The 17,629-nt window shown below is 63.8% G+C and carries 17 protein-coding genes; 4 read left to right on the top strand and 13 right to left on the bottom strand.

Features of this window, described 5'->3' with window-relative positions; translation table 11 throughout:
• The first annotated feature begins 98 nt into the window (after positions 1 to 98).
• The 4 genes from OQE56_RS08800 to OQE56_RS08785 all read left to right on the top strand — a co-directional run bounded on the left by OQE56_RS08800 (position 99) and on the right by OQE56_RS08785 (position 3,848).
• Positions 99 to 1,064 carry a DMT family transporter gene (locus tag OQE56_RS08800; protein ID WP_267223573.1) on the top strand — a complete coding sequence of 322 codons (966 nt, stop codon included), beginning with the start codon at positions 99 to 101 and terminating at the stop codon, positions 1,062 to 1,064.
• 72 nt (positions 1,065 to 1,136) lie between these two features.
• Positions 1,137 to 1,712, top strand: coding sequence for an NUDIX hydrolase (locus tag OQE56_RS08795; RefSeq protein ID WP_267223571.1), 576 nt, complete (start codon positions 1,137 to 1,139; stop codon positions 1,710 to 1,712).
• 97 nt (positions 1,713 to 1,809) lie between these two features.
• Positions 1,810 to 2,172, top strand: coding sequence for a hypothetical protein (locus OQE56_RS08790; RefSeq protein WP_267223569.1), 363 nt, complete (start codon positions 1,810 to 1,812; stop codon positions 2,170 to 2,172).
• Between the two features lie 479 nt (positions 2,173 to 2,651).
• On the top strand, positions 2,652 to 3,848 hold the full coding sequence (locus OQE56_RS08785) for a GGDEF domain-containing protein (RefSeq protein WP_267223567.1): 1,197 nt from the start codon (positions 2,652 to 2,654) through the stop codon (positions 3,846 to 3,848).
• Positions 3,849 to 3,863: 15 nt separating this feature from the next.
• Here the strand turns inward: OQE56_RS08785 and OQE56_RS08780 are convergent, their stop codons facing one another.
• The 13 genes from OQE56_RS08780 to OQE56_RS08720 form a co-directional block, all read right to left on the bottom strand.
• A complete protein-coding gene (locus tag OQE56_RS08780) occupies positions 3,864 to 5,432 on the bottom strand; it encodes a tetratricopeptide repeat protein (protein WP_267223565.1) in 1,569 nt (522 codons plus the stop codon).
• Positions 5,433 to 5,600: 168 nt separating this feature from the next.
• On the bottom strand, positions 5,601 to 5,978 hold the full coding sequence (locus OQE56_RS08775; protein WP_267223563.1) for a cupin domain-containing protein: 378 nt from the start codon (positions 5,976 to 5,978) through the stop codon (positions 5,601 to 5,603).
• A gap of 337 nt (positions 5,979 to 6,315) precedes the next feature.
• A complete protein-coding gene (locus tag OQE56_RS08770) occupies positions 6,316 to 6,618 on the bottom strand; it encodes an STAS domain-containing protein (RefSeq protein ID WP_267223561.1) in 303 nt (100 codons plus the stop codon).
• Positions 6,619 to 6,629: 11 nt separating this feature from the next.
• The gene (locus tag OQE56_RS08765; RefSeq protein ID WP_267223559.1) at positions 6,630 to 7,814 is read right to left on the bottom strand and encodes a methyl-accepting chemotaxis protein; all 1,185 of its coding nucleotides are present in this window, start codon (positions 7,812 to 7,814) and stop codon (positions 6,630 to 6,632) included.
• A gap of 15 nt (positions 7,815 to 7,829) precedes the next feature.
• Positions 7,830 to 8,927: a protein-glutamate methylesterase/protein-glutamine glutaminase gene (locus tag OQE56_RS08760; RefSeq protein ID WP_267223557.1), complete on the bottom strand. Its 1,098-nt coding sequence runs from the start codon at positions 8,925 to 8,927 to the stop codon at positions 7,830 to 7,832.
• A gap of 109 nt (positions 8,928 to 9,036) precedes the next feature.
• Positions 9,037 to 9,696, bottom strand: a complete 660-nt coding sequence (gene cheD / locus OQE56_RS08755; RefSeq protein ID WP_267223556.1) for a chemoreceptor glutamine deamidase CheD — start codon at positions 9,694 to 9,696, stop codon at positions 9,037 to 9,039.
• The gene (locus OQE56_RS08750) at positions 9,693 to 10,571 is read right to left on the bottom strand and encodes a CheR family methyltransferase (protein ID WP_267223555.1); all 879 of its coding nucleotides are present in this window, start codon (positions 10,569 to 10,571) and stop codon (positions 9,693 to 9,695) included. The genes cheD and OQE56_RS08750 overlap by 4 nt, the downstream gene beginning before the upstream one ends.
• Before the next feature lie 2 nt (positions 10,572 to 10,573).
• On the bottom strand, positions 10,574 to 12,289 hold the full coding sequence (locus OQE56_RS08745) for a methyl-accepting chemotaxis protein (RefSeq protein ID WP_267223553.1): 1,716 nt from the start codon (positions 12,287 to 12,289) through the stop codon (positions 10,574 to 10,576).
• A 27-nt stretch (positions 12,290 to 12,316) separates the two neighbouring features.
• Positions 12,317 to 12,823: a chemotaxis protein CheW gene (locus OQE56_RS08740; RefSeq protein ID WP_267223552.1), complete on the bottom strand. Its 507-nt coding sequence runs from the start codon at positions 12,821 to 12,823 to the stop codon at positions 12,317 to 12,319.
• Positions 12,824 to 12,942: 119 nt separating this feature from the next.
• Complete coding sequence (locus OQE56_RS08735; RefSeq protein ID WP_267223550.1) at positions 12,943 to 14,622, bottom strand: methyl-accepting chemotaxis protein; 1,680 nt, start codon at positions 14,620 to 14,622, stop codon at positions 12,943 to 12,945.
• 168 nt (positions 14,623 to 14,790) lie between these two features.
• Complete coding sequence (locus OQE56_RS08730) at positions 14,791 to 16,785, bottom strand: chemotaxis protein CheA (RefSeq protein ID WP_267223548.1); 1,995 nt, start codon at positions 16,783 to 16,785, stop codon at positions 14,791 to 14,793.
• Between the two features lie 24 nt (positions 16,786 to 16,809).
• Positions 16,810 to 17,172 carry a response regulator gene (locus OQE56_RS08725; RefSeq protein WP_267223546.1) on the bottom strand — a complete coding sequence of 121 codons (363 nt, stop codon included), beginning with the start codon at positions 17,170 to 17,172 and terminating at the stop codon, positions 16,810 to 16,812.
• Positions 17,173 to 17,186: 14 nt separating this feature from the next.
• Positions 17,187 to 17,561: an STAS domain-containing protein gene (locus OQE56_RS08720; protein ID WP_267223544.1), complete on the bottom strand. Its 375-nt coding sequence runs from the start codon at positions 17,559 to 17,561 to the stop codon at positions 17,187 to 17,189.
• Positions 17,562 to 17,629: the final 68 nt, after the last annotated feature.

Raw genomic sequence — 17,629 nt, 5'->3', positions numbered from 1 at the left:
CAGCTTGTGTCGCGCACCCTGTGCGCGACACAGGTTAGTCGCGAGAAGATCGCAATCTGATACAAGACAGCGTCGCTCGATTCCATCACGCTATCCCCATGTGGACAGGCATTCTCTACGCACTCACTGCCGGCCTGATGTGGGGTCTGGTATTCATCAGCCCGTTGCTGCTGCCGGAGTATCCGGCGGCGCTGCAATCGGTGGGGCGCTATCTCGCCTTTGGCCTCATTGCGCTGCCGCTGGCGTGGATCGACCGTCGTGCCCTGCGCACACTGTCCCGCACCGACTGGATGGAAGCGCTCAAGCTCGCCGCCATCGGCAACCTGCTGTACTACGTGTGCCTTGCCAGCGCGATTCAGCTCGCCGGTGCGCCGTTGCCCACCATGATCATCGGCACGTTGCCTGTGGTGATCGCGATCACCGCCAACGTCCGGGACGCCCGTCGGGATGGACGGCTGCCATGGGGCCAGCTCGTGCCCTCACTAGTGTTGATTGGCGCCGGCATCGCCTGTGTCAATCGCGCCGAGCTCGCCGCGCTGAATCAGCATGCTCCCGGCGATCTGTGGCGCTACGCGCGCGGCGCGTTGCTGGCCTGCGGCGCCGTGGCCTGCTGGACGTGGTACCCACTGCGTAACGCCGACTGGCTACGCCAGCATGCCGAACGCAGTCCGCGCACCTGGGCTACCGCACAAGGCATCGCCACACTGCCGCTCGCGTTGGCGGGCTACGCGATGGTGTGGTTGTTCATGGGATTGAGCGACAGCCCATTCGCCATGCCCTTTGGCCCCCATCCATGGCGTTTCGTCGGGCTGATGGCAGCGATCGGCCTGTTCGCTTCCTGGCTGGGCACGCTGTGCTGGAACGCAGCGAGCCAGCGCCTGCCCACCGCGCTGGCCGGTCAGCTGATTGTGTTCGAAACGCTTGCTGCGCTCGGCTACGCCTTTGCCCTGCGCGGCCATGCACCCGGCTCGCTCACCTTCGCCGGCATCGCTTTGCTGGTGGCCGGCGTGAGTTGGGCTGTGCGTATCAGGCCGCGCCCCATCGAACTTGCTGTGGCCGACTGACAGCGCGCGGTTGTCGCTGACATATCGAAGCGGCAACATGCAGGACTCTCCTCTTGCCCAGCGGCCACGCCGATGAATCACCCCCACGCTCATGCTCCCGTCGATGCCGATGCACCGGTGGAAACCCTCTATGCCGGCAAATGGCTGAGCCTGCGCAAGCGCGGCCGCTGGGAGTATGCCGAGCGCAACAATCCGGGTGGCGCCGTGATCATTCTGGCGGTGACGCCGGAAGACAACGTGCTGTTCGTCGAGCAGTACCGCGTATCCATCCTGAAGCACACGATCGAAATGCCGGCCGGCCTGGTGGGTGATTTGCACGAGCACGGCGACGAAGACGCCCTGCTCGCTGCTGGCCGTGAACTGGAAGAAGAAACCGGCTACCGCTGTGGACGGCTGCAATTCGTGCACGAGGGCCCGTCGTCGTCAGGCATGAGCACGGAAATGATTGCCTTCGTGCGCGCCTGGGATCTGGTCAAGGTCGGCCCCGGCGGCGGCGATGAGAGCGAGAACATCGTCGTGCACGAAGTGCCGCGCAAAGAGGCGGGCTCCTGGCTGTTCGCCCGCGCAGCGGAAGGCTACTCGATCGATCCCAAGCTATTCGCCGGCCTGTGGTTTATCGAACACACCGACCTGCTCGCGCAAAGCTGAACGCAAAGCGTTAGCTCCGTTAAAGATTCCGGCGGAAGCGCCGATGCCTGTCTTGTCGTTCCTCTTTTCGACTTGACCCCATCGACGGATTCCGCCCATGAAGACCCTGATCGCTTCCGCCCTGTTCCTGTTTGCCCCGCTGGCTGCCCACGCTGCCTGCGCCCCCACCGACTTCGCCGTGCAGGACTTCAAGATGAAGGTCGTCGGCAGCGGCATGAGCGCCCGCCTGAGCCTGAGCGGCCAGCTGGTTAACCATTGCGCGCAGCCCGCCGCCGCGCAGATTTCCATCGACGCGAAGGACGGCACCGGCAAGGTGCTGCAGTCCAAGAAGGGCTGGCCGGCAGGTACCACCAACATTGCACCGGGCCAGTCGGTCGACTTCGACCTTGGCCGCCTGTTCCGTTTCGATCCGGACATGCAGTCGTACACCGTCGGCGTGGCCGACGTGCGTACCTGGTAATGCCCTAGGGCCTGTTCACACTATCCGTGTAGCCCGCGTTGCTTGTGCGTGGCCGTCAGGTGGTAGTGCGTGGCGCAGGCCTGGCTGGCTGCCAGGTCAAGCCGCGCGCTGCCGCATGACGGCCACGCACAAGCAACCCGTAGGGCCGGGTCTTTTTGCCCGCCATCCTGCGTCATCGCTCGGGCGTGTATCGACATACACTTCCTCACTCTTCCTTGTCTGGCGGGCAAAAAGCTCCCGGCGCGGGCCACACGGATAGTGTGAGCAGGCCCTAACCCATTGCTTTGCTTGAGGCCCCGCAAGGGGCCTTTTTTTTTGGCCCACCCGCCAGTGACGTCAGTTGTGTGACGCAGTTCAAGTTTTTGCTCTTCGATCCGATATGCTTCTTGACCAATGACGGTCACGTCGATCCGCCAGCCTCGGCCGAGGCCCGGCGCACCCCATGGGCCACAGGGGGCGTGCTGGCAAAAGGGAGCGCCATGCATCTAGACATACCGACCCTGACCCTTGTCAGTCTTCTGATGGGCATAGGCGCCTCGATCGGTTTCACGTCACTGATGACCGTTCTGTACACCCAGACCGTCTTGCGCATCTGGGTGGCCAGCATCTGGATCGGCACGGTCGGGATCACGCTCATCGGGCTGCGGAACCACATCCCCAATAGCTTATCGATCGTGCTCGGTAACGGCCTGCTGGTGCTGGCCAACGTGCTCACGCTCAGGGGCATCGCCCACCACCTTGGCTTGCCATGGCGCTGGCGGTGGCCGGGCTGCCTGGTGATTGCCTACGCAGGATGCATGGCGTGGTTTGCCTACGTCACCCCCAGTCTCGGCACGCGCCTGATGATAGGCAGCCTGCAGGCCATGGCCTTCAACTTTGCCTATGCTTACCTGCTGTTGCGCTACTGCGCGCCCGCCATCCGGATCAGCTGCCGCATCGCCGCCGCGGTGATGCTGTGCAACGGCATGTTTTACCTGGTGCGCTCCTTTATGCCGCTCGACCCCAGCTCGGGTCAGGACATCATGCTGGCCGGCACGCCAGTCGCAGCCACCTATGTGATCGGCATACTCACCGGACTGGCCTCGTACTTTGCGCTGCTGCAACTGATCACCGAGCGGCTGATGGTGGATCTGAATCGCGCCGCGCGCACTGACGGACTTACCGGCCTGCTTAATCGCAGCGCCATTGTGGCCGAAGGGCGCGCGAGTCTGGCGCGATGCCAGCAGCGTGGCCAGCCATTCACCTTGCTGATCTTCGATCTGGATCACTTCAAGCAGATCAACGACCGCTGGGGCCATGACGCGGGCGACGCAGTGCTTCGCCACGTTACCGCCGTTCTGCGCGACGTTACCCACTGGCCCGGCCATCTCGCCAGCCGTTACGGCGGCGAAGAGTTTGTACTGGCCCTGCCCGGCGCCACTCTGGCTCAAGGCCTGGATGTCGCCGAACGCCTGCGCCACACCCTGGCGCACTCCCATGCGCGCATCGATAACCAACCCATTCCGGTCACGGCCAGCATCGGCGTCGCCATGGCGCGCGCCGATTCGCGATTCGAGCTTCTGGTGCGCCAGGCCGACGAAGCCATGTACCGCACCAAGTTCGATGGACGCAACGGCGTTAGCTCAGCGGATGCCGATGACATGGGTCTCGCTGAGGCGGGTGACTCGCGTTGCTAGCCGCCGCGCAAGGCCTTAAGGCGACTTCATCGCCTGCAGCTGCTGAAGCACTGGCTGCTTGGTCGGATCGTTGCCGTATCGTTCGGTGAACTGGCGGATCGTCTCATCCAGGCCATCGCGTGGCTGCGACTTCTGGATTGTGGCTCGCAAGATCCAGCCCAGTGGCTCATCCGGTGACTGCTGCAAAAGGCGATTAGCGATGACCCAGCCCTTGTCCCACTCATGCGTCACGTTGACGTAGAGGTCACCCAGCGCAGAGAGCGTCCACGTGTCGGTAGGATTGAGGCGTAGGGCTTGCTCGAAATCTTCTGCCGCATGGGCCGCGTCACCCAGTGCGCGATAAGCCTGGCCGCGTACGTCGTAGGAATCCTCTTCACGCGGTGCCAGCTTGACCAGTGTATTGCCTTCGGCAAGTCCCCATTCCGTCTGGCCAAGCTCGATGAGAAGAAAGGCACGGCTTTGCCGTTGATCCAGCTCGCTGGGATCAAAGCGCAACAGTTCCGATCGATAAATCGCGGATAAGGCGATGTTTCTCCTTTCTTGCGCAGCCCAGCCCGCCCTCATCAGCATGCGCGTTGGCGCGGCCTCGGCAAAAACATGCCGATACATCTCCGCCTCAGCGAATGGATCGCAAGCGCAGTTCTCCACATACTCTTCGCCACCACTACGCTCTGAAAGCAGCAGACGCAGCATCGGATTCTGCGAGGCATGCTGCTGCGCCTGATCGATCACGCGTTGCATCTGGGGCACCGTGCCACCCCATTTCGGCTGGCTCATCCATGCTAGCCGCGCATACACGGGGTAGCTTGCCGGGTCCACCTTCAGCGCACGCTTCGCTGCATCGGCTGCGTAGGCGCCGTCGCTGTCGAGCCCCGCAGCCATAAGCATGGCGTTGTAGGCAGGCGTCATCTGCGGATCCAGCGCGGCCGCGCGATCAAGATCGTCGCGCCCGAGTTCGATCAACCGGTGCATCGCTTCAAAAGACGCTTGAGGGGTGTCCTTGGCATAACCGGAGCCACGCTGGCGTTGCGCCATGGCCACGTAAGCCGAGCCACTCGCGGCCAACGCATACGGATTGTCGGGTGACTGGCGCTTCCATGCGTCCAGTAGAGCGCGCGCGCCATCCGAGCCATCAGCAAAGACGATGTTATAGGTGCGGTCGAGCTTGTTCTGTGCGCCCGGCTCGGAGAACTGAGCCCGCTTGATGTCGGCAAGCCGTTCCTCAAGCTCGTGGACACGCCCGTGCTCGATCAACTCACGCGCGTCCTTTCCATTGATGGCAGGGTCTAGCCCATAGTGGCAATACGCCGCCGTGACATCCTTTGACCAATTCACCCCCGGTGGCTCTGGGTAGGCCAGGCAGCGCTGCAATGGATCAGCTATCGCCTCTGCCTGACGTGCTTCCTGCAAGAACGTCTGCAGCTCGACCTCCGTGAAAGCCGGCTTCATCGGTCTTGTTCGCACCATGTGAGGTGCCTGCACCCGCACTGCCGGCGTTGCGCGCGACAGATAAACAGACCAACCCAACACGCCGCAGATCGCCACACCGCCAGCCGCCAGCAACCACCACACTCGTGACGTCATGTCCTGCCCCTCGGTATCCATGGTCCCAAGACCACCCCTGGGCAGCGAGCATAATCCGGAAATGCAGCGTGAAATGTGTGCCGCAACGCGTCCCGACTGGCATCAGCGAGCCGCAGTGGGCCGGCCGACACGGTTTGCCCGAGTCGACCGCCCGTCGGCGTCACAGGTCTATTTGGCCGTCTTCAGCTCTACAACAAGCGCCCGCTCCGGCGCCGCACCGGTGTTCTGGTTACTGTGGGTTATCGGCTCACTCCATATCGCCTCACCGGCCTTGTGCTCCGTCTCGGTCACTTTGCCTTCTGACGTTGTCGTCTTGGTTTTGCCACCGGTGATGAAATAGACCACGTTCGCCGGATGGGAGTGCATGGGCAACGTGTCTCCCGGCTTCAACGAAACCTCGATGACGCGAACCTGGTCGTTGTCGAGCAATACCTTGCTGTTCTTCGGCGCGACCTTGACCATGTCCTGGGCAAACACTGCCCCGGCGCACACCAAGGCAAACATCGTCGCCGCGCACGTGACGCCGAACCGAATGCTTTTTGCCATGACACACCCTCCGTTACCTGCCAGGTCATCGATAACCCCAAGGCGGCATTGCCCTCAGAGGCCGTCTGTGTGGGCATTCCCTGCGTCGGCGAGTGACTGATTTCGCCCAATACGCTCCAGCGACCTGAGCCGTGGGCGGCGTGGCGAATCCGCAAACGGCGAACCTTGCGCGTGGGTAACGCGCATACGCAAGTCGCGGGGCGAGGGCGGCGAGGCTTGCGCCTGCATGGACATGCCAGGCGCCCAGCAGGAGGCGCAGTCACTCTGGCGGGCGCAAGCTACGCCCGCCGGTGGGTAGCGTCAATCGAACAAAAGACAGAGCGACATCACCCGCTCTTCAGTGCAGGACGAACAGCTTGTCGAAACCGGCCACGCGCAGCGTGCCACGCAGACTGCTCCCGGCGTTCACGATACGGATTTCCGAACGGTCGGCGCCCGCGTGTTCGCGCAGCAGCAGCAGCATACCCAGCGCGGAGCTGTCCATGCTCGACACTTCGCCCAGATCGATGACGTAGCTGCGTGCGGCAGTACCACCAAGGCAGGCATCGTGAAAATCGCGATGCACCGTGAAATCAAAGCGTTCGCCCAGTTGCAGGGTGACGCAATCCAGCTCGTGATCGTGGTGAACAGTCAGACTCATGGCTTACATCCTTAGAAGAGTTCGATCTCGCCCGCATCCATGGAGTTCTGCAGCGCCGGGCCGCGCGAGCGGAGGCGCGCCTTCTCGCGCTGGATGGCCAGACGGTTGCGCACACGTTCGGCGCGCTGCGCCAGCAGCTCGGCGTCGATGGGGTTGCAGGCCAGCTCTTCGATATCGCGCGTGCATTCCGTGGTGATCTCTTGCAGCTCCACCAGTCGCACGCGCGTCTGGTTGATGAGCTGGCTGAGAATGTCCTCGAACTGCAGCGAGCGGATGGTCGTCGACACGTCAGTACCGAGACCACGATTGATCTCCACCACCTGATCAGCCACGGCGCTGGTGCGCGCGTCGCTCTCGGTAACGTGGGCCATCATGGCGTCGATACCGCCTTTGGCGGACAGCGCCACGTTGAGATCCTGCGAAGCCATCGTGCCGACCAGACCGCGCAGTTGCTCCATCGCCGTACGAGCGCGCTCGACGTGGCTGCCGATCTGCTCATTGAACTGATTGGAATGGCTGGCAAGATTGCGGATCTCGCCCGCCACCACCGCGAAGCCGCGGCCGGATTCCCCGGCACGCGCCGCCTCGATCGCGGCATTGAGCGCCAACAGATTGGTTTCTTCGGCGATGGTGTTGACGTTCTTCAACAGGCCGAACACCGCATCCATTTCTTTGGCCATGCCGTCGATGCGATAGACGATGCGCAGGCTTTCACGCGACATCTGCACCACCATGCCCACGAAATGCTCGAGCAGGTCGCCGGTGCGTGCGGCGAAGTCCTGCACGGACACGCCTTCGTTCTGCGCATCGATGATCTGACGCAGCAGCGACTGCTGCATACCCGTCTTGCGTGAGAGACCGTCAAAGCCGCCACCGAGCTCGGACACGGCATCGCGCAGCAGATCCAGCGCCTGATGCAGTTCGCGCGTGGCATGGCCGAGTTCGTCGACCAGCGAGCTGCGCACTTCTTCCAGCGCCTCACGCACCGGCGCATGGTGTTCCAGCGACGCCTCGATCACCGGCTCGGCGCCCGGCGCCGCGCGGCGCAGCTCGACGATCCACGTCGCCGCGAGCAACACGATCAGCACCGGCGCCAACCACGCCGATGGCCACAGCAGCGTCAGCACCAGCGCCACGGCGCTGGCGATCAGGCCCATGACCGGGCGCACGCGCAGGAAGGAGAAGAAAGCGTCCATGAAGATATCCGCAGATCAGGTGGCCGCTGCAACGGCCCGGGGAATGGGTTGATGCGCCAGCGCGAGCAGGCGCGCGGCGATGTGATCAAGAGGCAACTTTTCGTTGGCGGCGCCGAGCTTCCACGCCGAACCCGGCATACCCCACACCACGGACGATTCTTCGTCCTGCACCAGCGTGCGCGCGCCCGCCTGCTGCAGTTCCAGCAGACCGCGCGCGCCGTCATCGCCCATGCCGGTAAGCAACGCCGCTACCGTGGCTCTGCCGACGCTGGCTGCCATGGAGCGGAACAGCACGTCCACACTCGGCTTGTGACGATTCACCGGCGGGCCGTCATGCAGGCGGCATACGTACTTGGCGCCGTCCCACATCACCAGCAGGTGCTGGCTGCCCGGTGCGATGTACGCATGGCCTTGCTGGATCGGTTGGCCATCGCGTGCCTCGCACACGCGCATCGCCGAGCAGGTATCCATGCGTGCTGCAAACGGACCACTGAAAGCGGCTGGAATGTGCTGGGTGATGACGATCGGCGGCGCATCGGGCGGCATCGCCTCCAGCACCACACGAATCGCTTCGGTGCCACCGGTGGATGCACCAATGGCAATGATCGGACTGCCGCCGCGCGTGCCGGCGCTCTGCGCGCGTGGCAACACGGCATCCGCCGAAAGGCGCGGCGGCACGTCGAGCTTGCGTACCGCGGTACGCTGACGCGGCCTGGCCAGCGCGGCCAGCTTCACCTTGCCGCAGATCTCCTGAGCACCCTCGGCAAACGTGCTGGCCAGATCCGTATTGGGCTTGGTGAAGAAATCCACGGCGCCCAACTCCAGCGCGCGCAGGGTGACTTCCGCGCCTTCCTGAGTGAGCGACGACACCATCACCACCGGCATCGGGCGCAGACGCATCAGGTTCTCGAGAAAGGTAATGCCATCCATGCGCGGCATTTCCACATCGAGCGTGAGCACGTCGGGATTGAGCTGCTTGATCTTTTCGCGGGCAATCAGCGGGTCCGCCGCCGTACCGACGACTTCGATGCCCGGATCGCACGAAAGCATGGTCGACAGCAGCTTCCGCACCAGTGCGGAATCATCAACCACCAGGACACGTACTCTTTCCATTGCTATTCGTCTCGCCTTCGTCGTGCAACGTGGGTGCATGACGCCCCCACTTGCTGGCCCGTGCCGGCGCCGGATACTTGCCTGGTGAACCTGCCTCGCGCCCGGCGCGTCAGAACAGTTCCACCTCTCCCTTTATCGGATCGTTTGCCAAACGCTTGAGATACAACCGCTCGCTATCCACCAGCACCCCATCGGTGCGGCCACGCAGCTGGCGCACGCGGACCTTGCCGGTGGTGGGAAAAAACTGCACGTGGCGCGGGTGCACATCGCCCAGGTCTTCCGCGCGCACCGCCAGCCGTTCGGCTTCCAGATAACGCCGGACGAAGGCGATATTGCGCTGGCCGATGTCGGTCATCGTGGCCAGCACACGGCCCCCACCGAATACCTTGACCTCCAGGTCTGCGCGCTGACCACCCGCCTTGAAAATGGCGTTGATCAGCTGCTCCATGGCGTCGTTGCCGTAACGTGCCGCACGGCCCACGGTATCGGCCCAACCGCCCCGCTCGCCGCCCATCGGCTCGGGCAGCATGAAGTGATTCATGCCACCGATGCCACGCTGGCGGTCGTAGATGCACGCCGACACGCAAGAGCCGAGCACCGTAGAGATCATCTCGCTCTGCTTGCTTACGTAGTACTCACCCGGCAACACCTTGACGGTGACGCAGGCCTGCGCCGGATCCCAGAAGCGGCGCAGATGCTCGAAACCAGGCAACACGCGCGCCGGGTCATAACTGGCGCCGGCGGGAAAATTTACTGCAGGGACGCTCATGCACTGCGTTTCCGGTAGACCGTGCGTCCTATCAGGTCGAAGCTGTCGTTGAGTCCATACATGGACTCAGAATGGCCAAGGAACAGATAACCCTCTTCAGGCAGCAAACCAGCGTATCGCTGAAACAGCCGCTGCTTGGTGGGCTTGTCGAAATAGATGACGACGTTGCGGCAGAAGATCGCGTCGAACGGACCTTGCATCGGCCAGTCGTGCAGAAGATTCAGCGGCAGAATGGTTACCAGCTCGCGCAAGCGCGGATGTACACAGGCGAACTGGTCATACTCGCCCTCGCCACGGAGAAACCAGCGGCGGCGGCGTTCAGCACTCACCCCTTCCAGGCGTTCAATCGGATACACGCCCTTCTTGGCGGTTTCCAATGCCTGCGGCGACAGGTCGGTGGCGAGAATCTTCGCATCGATGTTGCCGTGCTTCTCCAGCGCCTCGGCCAGCACGATGGCGAGCGTGTAAGGTTCCTCGCCCGTAGCGCAGCCAGCCGACCAGATGCGCAGGCGGCCACCCTGCTTCTTCTTTTCGGCGATCCACTGCGGCAGCAGTTCGTTGGTAAGCAGATCGAAGTGATGCGACTCGCGAAAGAAGGCGGTGACGTTGGTGCTGATGGCGCTGGCCAGTTCGCCCAGCTCACCGTGCGGATCGCGCTTCAGCAATTCGCAGTAGCTCTGGAAGTCGCGTAGCTTCAGTGCGCGCAGGCGGCGCAGAAGGCGCCCCTGCACCAGCTGCCGCTTGTGCTCACCCAGCGAGATGCCGCAATGCTCGTACACAAACGTACGCAGAAAGCCGAACTCGCTGTCGCCCAAGGTCGGGCCATTCATGCCCGCCACGGCGGTGTTGTTATCCATCGTGGCGGACACGGTCATGCTCAGAACTCCTTCCAGACGCCAGCGTCAGCGGCCTCTGCAGCACGCGGCGCACGCGCCGGCGCCGCGCTGGTGCTGCGCACGGCGGCGAACACGGCCTCGGCCTCGGCCATCACTGTCTTGGAGCGAGCCGCTTCGGACACCGTCTCGGCGCCGCTTTGGCCTAGCTGGAAGAAGCTCACCTGACGGGCCAGCTCACCCGCCTGTTCTTGCATGGCACGGGCCGCAGCGGCCGCCTCTTCCACCAGCGCAGCGTTCTGCTGAGTCATCTCGTCCATCTGCAGCACGGCGTGGTTCACCTGATCGATGCCAGCGGACTGCTCCTGGCTGGCCGCGGCGATCTCGGCCACGATGTCGGTGACCTTTTTCACGCTGTCCACGATATCGGCCAGCGCCTTGCCCGACTGGTCCACCAGCGACGAACCCACGCGCACCTTTTCCGCGCTGTCGTTGATCAGTCCCTTGATCTCCTTGGCCGCACCCGCACTGCGCTGTGCGAGGTTGCGCACTTCGGTCGCCACCACCGCGAACCCGCGACCCTGCTCGCCGGCACGTGCCGCTTCCACCGCCGCATTCAGTGCCAGCAGGTTGGTCTGGAACGCGATCTCATCGATCAGGCTGACGATCTCGGAAATCTTGCGGCTGGAGTCGTTGATCTCGCGCATCGCCGCGCTGGCCTGCGAGGCCACTTCGCCTCCGTGCTCGGCCTGACGGCGCGTAGCGGCGGCGAGCTGGTTGGCGTGGCTGGCGTTCTCGGCGTTCTGCTTGACGGTGGAGGTCATCTCCTCCATCGACGAGGCGGTTTCTTCCAGGCTCGATGCCTGCTCCTGGGTACGCTGGCTCAGGTCATCGTTGCCACGCGCGATCTGCTGCGCGGCCGAGCTCACCGAGCCGGCACCGTGGCGTACCTCGCCCACGATGGTGCCAAGGCGCTCGTCCATGGTGCGCAGCGCGGTCAACAGTTCGCCCAGTTCGTCCTTGCTGCTCACCTGGATGTCATGACCCAGGCGGCCACCGGCGATTTCGTGCGAGACCTTCACGGCCACGCCCAGTGCACTCATGATCGAGCGCATCATCAGCAGAGCCATGGCAGCCGCCACCGCCAGGCCAGCCAGCAGCGCGACGATGCTGACCGCGCGGATGAGGTGGTAGCGCGAGACCTGCGCATCGTAGATGGCCTTGGCATCGGCACGCTGTGCGTCCACCAGCTTCGCCAGCGCGTCCTGACGCTGCATCATGAGCGGACGCACCTGCATCTCCAGCAGCTCGGGAGCACTGGTGTCGCCCTGCTTGAGCCCATCAATCAGCGAATCCTTGGCGTCCTTGTAGTCGGCATCCGTGGAGCGCCAGTCGGCGTAATTCTTCTTTACGGCGTCGCTCATCGGTACGGCGTCGAACTGCTTTTTAAGGTCTTCGACTTCCACCTGAAGCTTGTCGTACTCGGCCAGCTTGGCCTTCACCTGGTCCGGCTTACCGAGCAGCGTGCCGGATTCGCCCAACAGAATGAAGGACATCTGCGAGCGCTGCGAGATGCGCGAAATAAGCTGCGCAGGCACGATCTCTTCGTCGTAGATTTTGCCCATGCCATCGTTCTGCAGCTGCATGCCGCCGAGGCCAACGATGGCGCCACCGATCAGCATCAGGCCCAGCAGGCCAAGCACGGCGCGCATCCGGTTGCGGACGGACAATGCGGGGACTTTGAGTGCGAATTTCTTCATGATGATTCCACTTTTCTGCGGTAACGATCAGGCCACGGCTTTCACATCGGAGGCGGCAGGCAGTGCCGCTTCCAGCATCTGGGCATCCTGCGGCTGCAACAGCTTGTCCACGTCCAGCAGCAGCACCATGCGCTCGCCGGCCGAGGTCAGTCCCTTGAGGTATTCGGTGTCCACGGTGGTGCCCATGTCAGGCACCGGCCGAATGGCGGCGGCGTCCACATCCAGCACGTCGGACACGGCATCCACCACGACGCCGAAGTTGCGGCCGGCGACGGTGATGATCACGGTGACGGTGGTGGCGCCGTAGGCTTCGCGCGCCAGGCCGAATCGCAGGCGCATGTCGATCACCGGCACGATGGCGCCACGCAGGTTGAGCACGCCCAACACGTAATGCGGCGCCTGAGGAATGCGGGTGACCGGCGTCCAGCCGCGGATCTCGCGCACTGCCAGAATGTCGATGCCGTATTCCTCATGGGCGAGGTTGACGGTGAGGTACTGCGTCGGGAGCGCCTCGCTCCGGGTGTTATCGGACATGGTTGCCTCGTGGTCGGGGCCAACTGCCGGGCCCCTTTCAAAAGCTGATTCGGCGGAAAACAGGGAAACTTGAGCGGGAAACGCGGTCTCGATGGGCTGCCCTGCAGGAGCGCAGCCTTTCAGAACTCGTTCCAGCCAGTCGCGACAGCGGCCACCGGGCGCGACGCTGTGGGCGTCCTGGGCATCACCGGCGATGCGGGTTTGAGGCGCGGGGGATTGAGGCCCTGCTCATGCAGGCGGAAATAGCGGATCTGCTGCGCCAGCTCATCAGCCTGCTCCTGCATGGCGCGCGCAGCGGCGGCGGCCTCCTCCACCAGGGCGGCGTTCTGTTGGGTGACCTCATCCATCTGCATCACCGCACGATTGACCTGATCGATGCCGGAAGACTGCTCCTGCGCGGCAGCCGCCATCTCGGCCACGATATCGGTGACCTGCTTTACGCTGACCACGATGCCTGCCAGCACCTCGCCGGACTCCGCCACCAGCGCGGAACCGGCCTGTACCTTCTCGACGGTATCGCCGATCAGGCTTTTGATCTCTTTGGCTGCGCTGGCGCTGCGCTGTGCCAGGTTGCGCACTTCGCCCGCTACCACGGCGAAACCGCGCCCCTGTTCGCCCGCACGCGCTGCCTCCACTGCGGCATTCAAGGCCAACAGGTTGGTCTGGAAGGCGATCTCATCGATCAGCTGCACGATATCGGTGATCTGGCGGCTCGCCGACTCGATCTCGCGCATGGCGCCACTGGTCCGGCCGGCCACTTCCCCGCCCCGCTCCGCCTGCGCCCTCGCGGTGCGCGCCAGCTGATCGGCGTGGCTCGCGTTATCCGCACTCTGGCGCACGATGGAGGTCATTTCCTCCATCGAGGCTGCCGTTTCCTCCAGGCTGGAGGCCTGCTCTTGCGTGCGCTGTGAAAGATCATCGTTGCCACGCGAGATCTGCTGCGCAGCCGTGGATACAACCTGCGAACCCTGTTGTACCTCGCGCACGATCTCCACGAGCTTGGTGCGCATGCGCTGCAGCGCATCGAGCATGCTGCCCGGTGCAAAGGCATGGGCGCCGTCCTTGCCCGTCAAATCACCATCAGCGATGCGCGCCGCCATGGCCAGCGCGAACGACGGCTCGCCACCGATGCTGCGACGAATGCTGCGCATCGACAGCCAGACCACGCCAATCACCAACAGCCCGACCAGCAGAGCACGCAGCAAGCTGCCTTCCAGCGCCTGACGAAACTGCGCGTCGATGTCGACGAAATAGGCACCGGCACCGATGTGCAGATCCCATGGCTTGTACCAGGCGGTGTAGGTGATCTTGTGCTCGGGCTCCTTGCTGCCAGGGATCGGCCAGATGTACTCGGTGGCGCCGTGGCCATCCTTCCGATCAGACGCCAGCATGTACTGATAGAAATGCTTGCCCGTGACGTCGGCATCGTTTTCGATGTTGGTACCCACGCGCTTGGGCATGATGGGGTGCATCCGCATCACGTAGTTCGAGTCGAAGACGAACACGTAGCCCTTGCCGTCGTTCCAGCGCAACGCCGACAGCGCGATCATGGCGCGCCGGCGACCTTCTTCATCGCTGAATTCACCCGCTTGTGCGCGGTCGTGGAAACTTTCCACCAGACTCTCTGCCGTGCCGACTTCGTCAGCCAGTGCACGCACGCGTGCATCCATCTGCAGGCGGCGGCTATCCACGGCCGAGATAATCGTCAGCGTCAACAACCCGGCCACCACAAAGGCGACTACCAGCCACACCTTGGCGCGAAGGCCAAGGTGATCGACGATTTGCCACGGGGACTTCATAGGGAAACCTTCAGAATGAAAGGGCGGGATGCGATTGCCCGGATTCATTCCCTGCACTGCTCTTCACCGGCACGCAGGCCGGCGGTCGCGGCTTCCTGTCGCGACTGAATCTTTTTTTGAGGTTGTTGCGGGCGGCCCCCTGTTCCTGCCGCCGCTTGCGATGTCGCGTCAGGCCGCTTTGCGGCGCCCCTGCATGCGCACGAGACCCGCGATATCCACGATCAGCGCGACCGAGCCATCCGCCAGAATGGTGGCGCCCGATACACCCTGCACGCGGCGATAGTTGGCCTCCAGCGACTTCACCACCGCCTGCTGTTGGCCAATCAGCCCGTCGACAAACAAGCCGACGCGCGTACCTTCACCTTCCACCACCACCATCAGACCCTCATCGATGGCGTGTACGGCGTTTTCGCAGCCAAACATGTCGTGCAGACGGATCACCGGCAGGTAGTCGTTGCGGAAGCGGAACAGCTCGCCGCCGCCTGCCACGCTGCGCACCGCCTCACCCTTCAGCTGCACCGACTCGACAATGGACACCAGCGGCACGATGTAGCGCTCATCGCCCACCGCCGCGGTAAGGCCATCGATGATGGCCAGCGTCAGCGGCAAGGTGATGGTGAATACACTGCCCTTGCCCTGCGTGCTGCGAATAGTGACAGCACCGCCCAGGTCGGCCACGTTGCGGCGAACCACGTCCATGCCCACGCCGCGCCCCGAAAGATCGGTGGTGACCGAGGCAGTGGAGAACCCCGGCTGGAAGATCAGATCAGCCACCGCTTCGTCGCTCATGCCCTCGCCGCTGGCGATGATGCCGCGCTGGATCGCCTTGGCGACGATGGCATCGCGGTTCAGGCCGGCGCCGTCATCGGAGACTTCCACCACGATGCTGCCGCCGCGATGCGAGGCCTGCAGCGTGAGCGTGCCGGTATCCTGTTTGCCGGCGGCACGGCGCTTGTCCGGCGTTTCCAACCCGTGGTCGATGGCGTTGCGTACGAGGTGAACCATCGGGTCGCCGATTTTCTCCAGCACCGTCTTGTCCAGCTCGGTCTGTTCACCGATCAGCTCCAGCTTTACCTGCTTGCCGAGCTTCTGGCTGATATCGCGCACCATGCGCGGAAAGCGGTTGAAGACGGAGGCGATGGGCAGCATGCGGATACCCATGACGCTTTCCTGCAACTCGCGCGTATGACGCGCCAGCTGCGCCAGGCCATGCTCGAGCATGGCCAGCCGCGAGGCGTCGATATCGCCTTCGCGGAAGGTGTCGAGCATGGACTGGGTAATCACCAGCTCGCCCACCAGATTGATCAGTCCGTCAATCTTGTCGATCGACACGCGCACCGAGCTGGACTCCGCGCTTGCCTCACGCTGCGCGCGAGCCGCGCCCGCATCAGCGACATTCGCTGCAGGTGCGGCTGCTGCCGGCGCAGCCGCAGCGGCCGGTGCGACCGGCGCAACGACGTGCTTTGCCTCGATGGCGAGATCGCATTCGCCTTCCACCCAGTCGAACACCGCGACGATATCCGCGCGCTTGACCGGGCCCTTCAGTTCGATGGTCCAGCCAAGATGGCATTCGGTAGGCTCGAGCGCTGCCAGTGAGGCCGGCAGCCGGTCGAACTCCGGCGTCACGTCGAGTTCGCCCAGCCCAGCCAATTCACGGATCAGGCGCAACGGATCGTTGCCGCCCGCCAGCATGCCCTGGTGGGGGCGAAAACGAACGATCCAGGCGTCGGCCTGATCCTCGGCGCGACGAGCCTGCACGTCACCGGCAGGCACGCCGCGGCCCATAGCAACGGCCAGCTCGTTGCGCAGGCCTTCGGCCACCGCATCGTTCAATGGTTCGCCGGCCTGGGCGCGGGCGAACATGCCGCGCAGGCAATCCACCGTGCGCAGCAACAGCTCGATGATGCTGCCGTCGATCGCGCGCTTGCCACTGCGCACCTCGTCGAGCAACGACTCGGCCTCGTGCGTAAACGAGGACATCTCCGGAAAACCGAAGGTGGCCGCGCCGCCCTTGATCGAATGTGCCGCGCGGAAAATGGTGTGTACCAGCTCCGCATCGCCACCGTTGTCCAGCGCGAGCAGCGACGACTCCATCGTATCGAGTCCTTCCAGACTCTCCTCGATGAATACCTGTTGGAACTGCGCCAGACCGGCCTTGCTCATGGTGATGCTCTCTGAAGGAAACGCTTAGCCCAGCACGCGCTTGACGGTAGCCAGCAGCTGTTCGGGATCGAACGGCTTCACCAGCCAGCCCGTGGCGCCAGCTGCCTTGCCTTCCATCTTCTTGTCCGTATGCGACTCGGTGGTCAGCATGAGGATGGGTACGCCCTTGTAAGCAGGCATCGTGCGCAGCTCGCGCACCATGCTGAGGCCGTCCATCACCGGCATGTTCACGTCGGCCAGAACCAGGTCGAAGCTGCTGCCGCGAGCCGCGTCCAGTGCCAACTGGCCGTTCTCGGCCTCGCTCACATCATGACCGGCGCCACGCAGGGTGAAAGCCACCATGCCGCGCATCGAAGCCGAATCGTCCACCGCAAGAATCTTTGCCATCTTCCACCTCAGTTTCAGGCCGGCATCGTTGCCGGCAATTCCAGAGCCTTGACCAGGCCGAGCACCCCGGCCGCGTCACGCATGACGTCGCTTACGCCCGACCAGGTCGGCGTTTTTCCGTTCGCCGCCGCACCGCGGCGGAAGGTCAGCAGCAGCTGCAGCGCGGCGGTATCCACGCGCTCTACAGCGGTGCCATCGAGTTGCACTGCCGGCGCGTCCAGCGCTTCGAGCAGGCTGGCTTTGACGTCGGCCAAACCGGCGAGACGAAAATCGGCCGGCAGCGCGATCACGCGCGCCTGGCCACCACCCTTGCTCTGCACCGATTTGCTGCCCATCGCACCTGTTCCCCGGTCCACCGTGTGGACGTCTACGGGTGGTTTATCGGCCATAGCAGGCGGCGCTTTAGCCGCCACATGCTCCGTGAGCCTGTGACGCGCCCGACAAAAATCCGCTCAAG

Source organism: Dyella silvae, assembly GCF_026421305.1.
GTDB classification, from domain to species: Bacteria; Pseudomonadota; Gammaproteobacteria; order Xanthomonadales; family Rhodanobacteraceae; genus Dyella; species Dyella silvae.
This window is presented reverse-complemented; position numbering and strand designations above follow the sequence as displayed.

Coding starts and splice junctions, on each gene's coding strand:
- OQE56_RS08750 (WP_267223555.1), bottom strand. CDS start 10,571: ATGACCGTGTCCGCCACGATGGATAACAACACCGCCGTGGCGGGCATG.
- OQE56_RS08730 (WP_267223548.1), bottom strand. CDS start 16,785: ATGAGCAAGGCCGGTCTGGCGCAGTTCCAACAGGTATTCATCGAGGAG.
- OQE56_RS08745 (WP_267223553.1), bottom strand. CDS start 12,289: ATGAAGAAATTCGCACTCAAAGTCCCCGCATTGTCCGTCCGCAACCGG.
- OQE56_RS08770 (WP_267223561.1), bottom strand. CDS start 6,618: ATGAGTCTGACTGTTCACCACGATCACGAGCTGGATTGCGTCACCCTG.
- OQE56_RS08725 (WP_267223546.1), bottom strand. CDS start 17,172: ATGGCAAAGATTCTTGCGGTGGACGATTCGGCTTCGATGCGCGGCATG.
- OQE56_RS08780 (WP_267223565.1), bottom strand. CDS start 5,432: ATGACGTCACGAGTGTGGTGGTTGCTGGCGGCTGGCGGTGTGGCGATC.
- OQE56_RS08760 (WP_267223557.1), bottom strand. CDS start 8,927: ATGGAAAGAGTACGTGTCCTGGTGGTTGATGATTCCGCACTGGTGCGG.
- OQE56_RS08795 (WP_267223571.1), top strand. CDS start 1,137: ATGAATCACCCCCACGCTCATGCTCCCGTCGATGCCGATGCACCGGTG.
- OQE56_RS08800 (WP_267223573.1), top strand. CDS start 99: ATGTGGACAGGCATTCTCTACGCACTCACTGCCGGCCTGATGTGGGGT.
- OQE56_RS08720 (WP_267223544.1), bottom strand. CDS start 17,561: ATGGCCGATAAACCACCCGTAGACGTCCACACGGTGGACCGGGGAACA.
- OQE56_RS08775 (WP_267223563.1), bottom strand. CDS start 5,978: ATGGCAAAAAGCATTCGGTTCGGCGTCACGTGCGCGGCGACGATGTTT.
- cheD (WP_267223556.1), bottom strand. CDS start 9,696: ATGAGCGTCCCTGCAGTAAATTTTCCCGCCGGCGCCAGTTATGACCCG.
- OQE56_RS08785 (WP_267223567.1), top strand. CDS start 2,652: ATGCATCTAGACATACCGACCCTGACCCTTGTCAGTCTTCTGATGGGC.
- OQE56_RS08790 (WP_267223569.1), top strand. CDS start 1,810: ATGAAGACCCTGATCGCTTCCGCCCTGTTCCTGTTTGCCCCGCTGGCT.
- OQE56_RS08765 (WP_267223559.1), bottom strand. CDS start 7,814: ATGGACGCTTTCTTCTCCTTCCTGCGCGTGCGCCCGGTCATGGGCCTG.
- OQE56_RS08735 (WP_267223550.1), bottom strand. CDS start 14,622: ATGAAGTCCCCGTGGCAAATCGTCGATCACCTTGGCCTTCGCGCCAAG.
- OQE56_RS08740 (WP_267223552.1), bottom strand. CDS start 12,823: ATGTCCGATAACACCCGGAGCGAGGCGCTCCCGACGCAGTACCTCACC.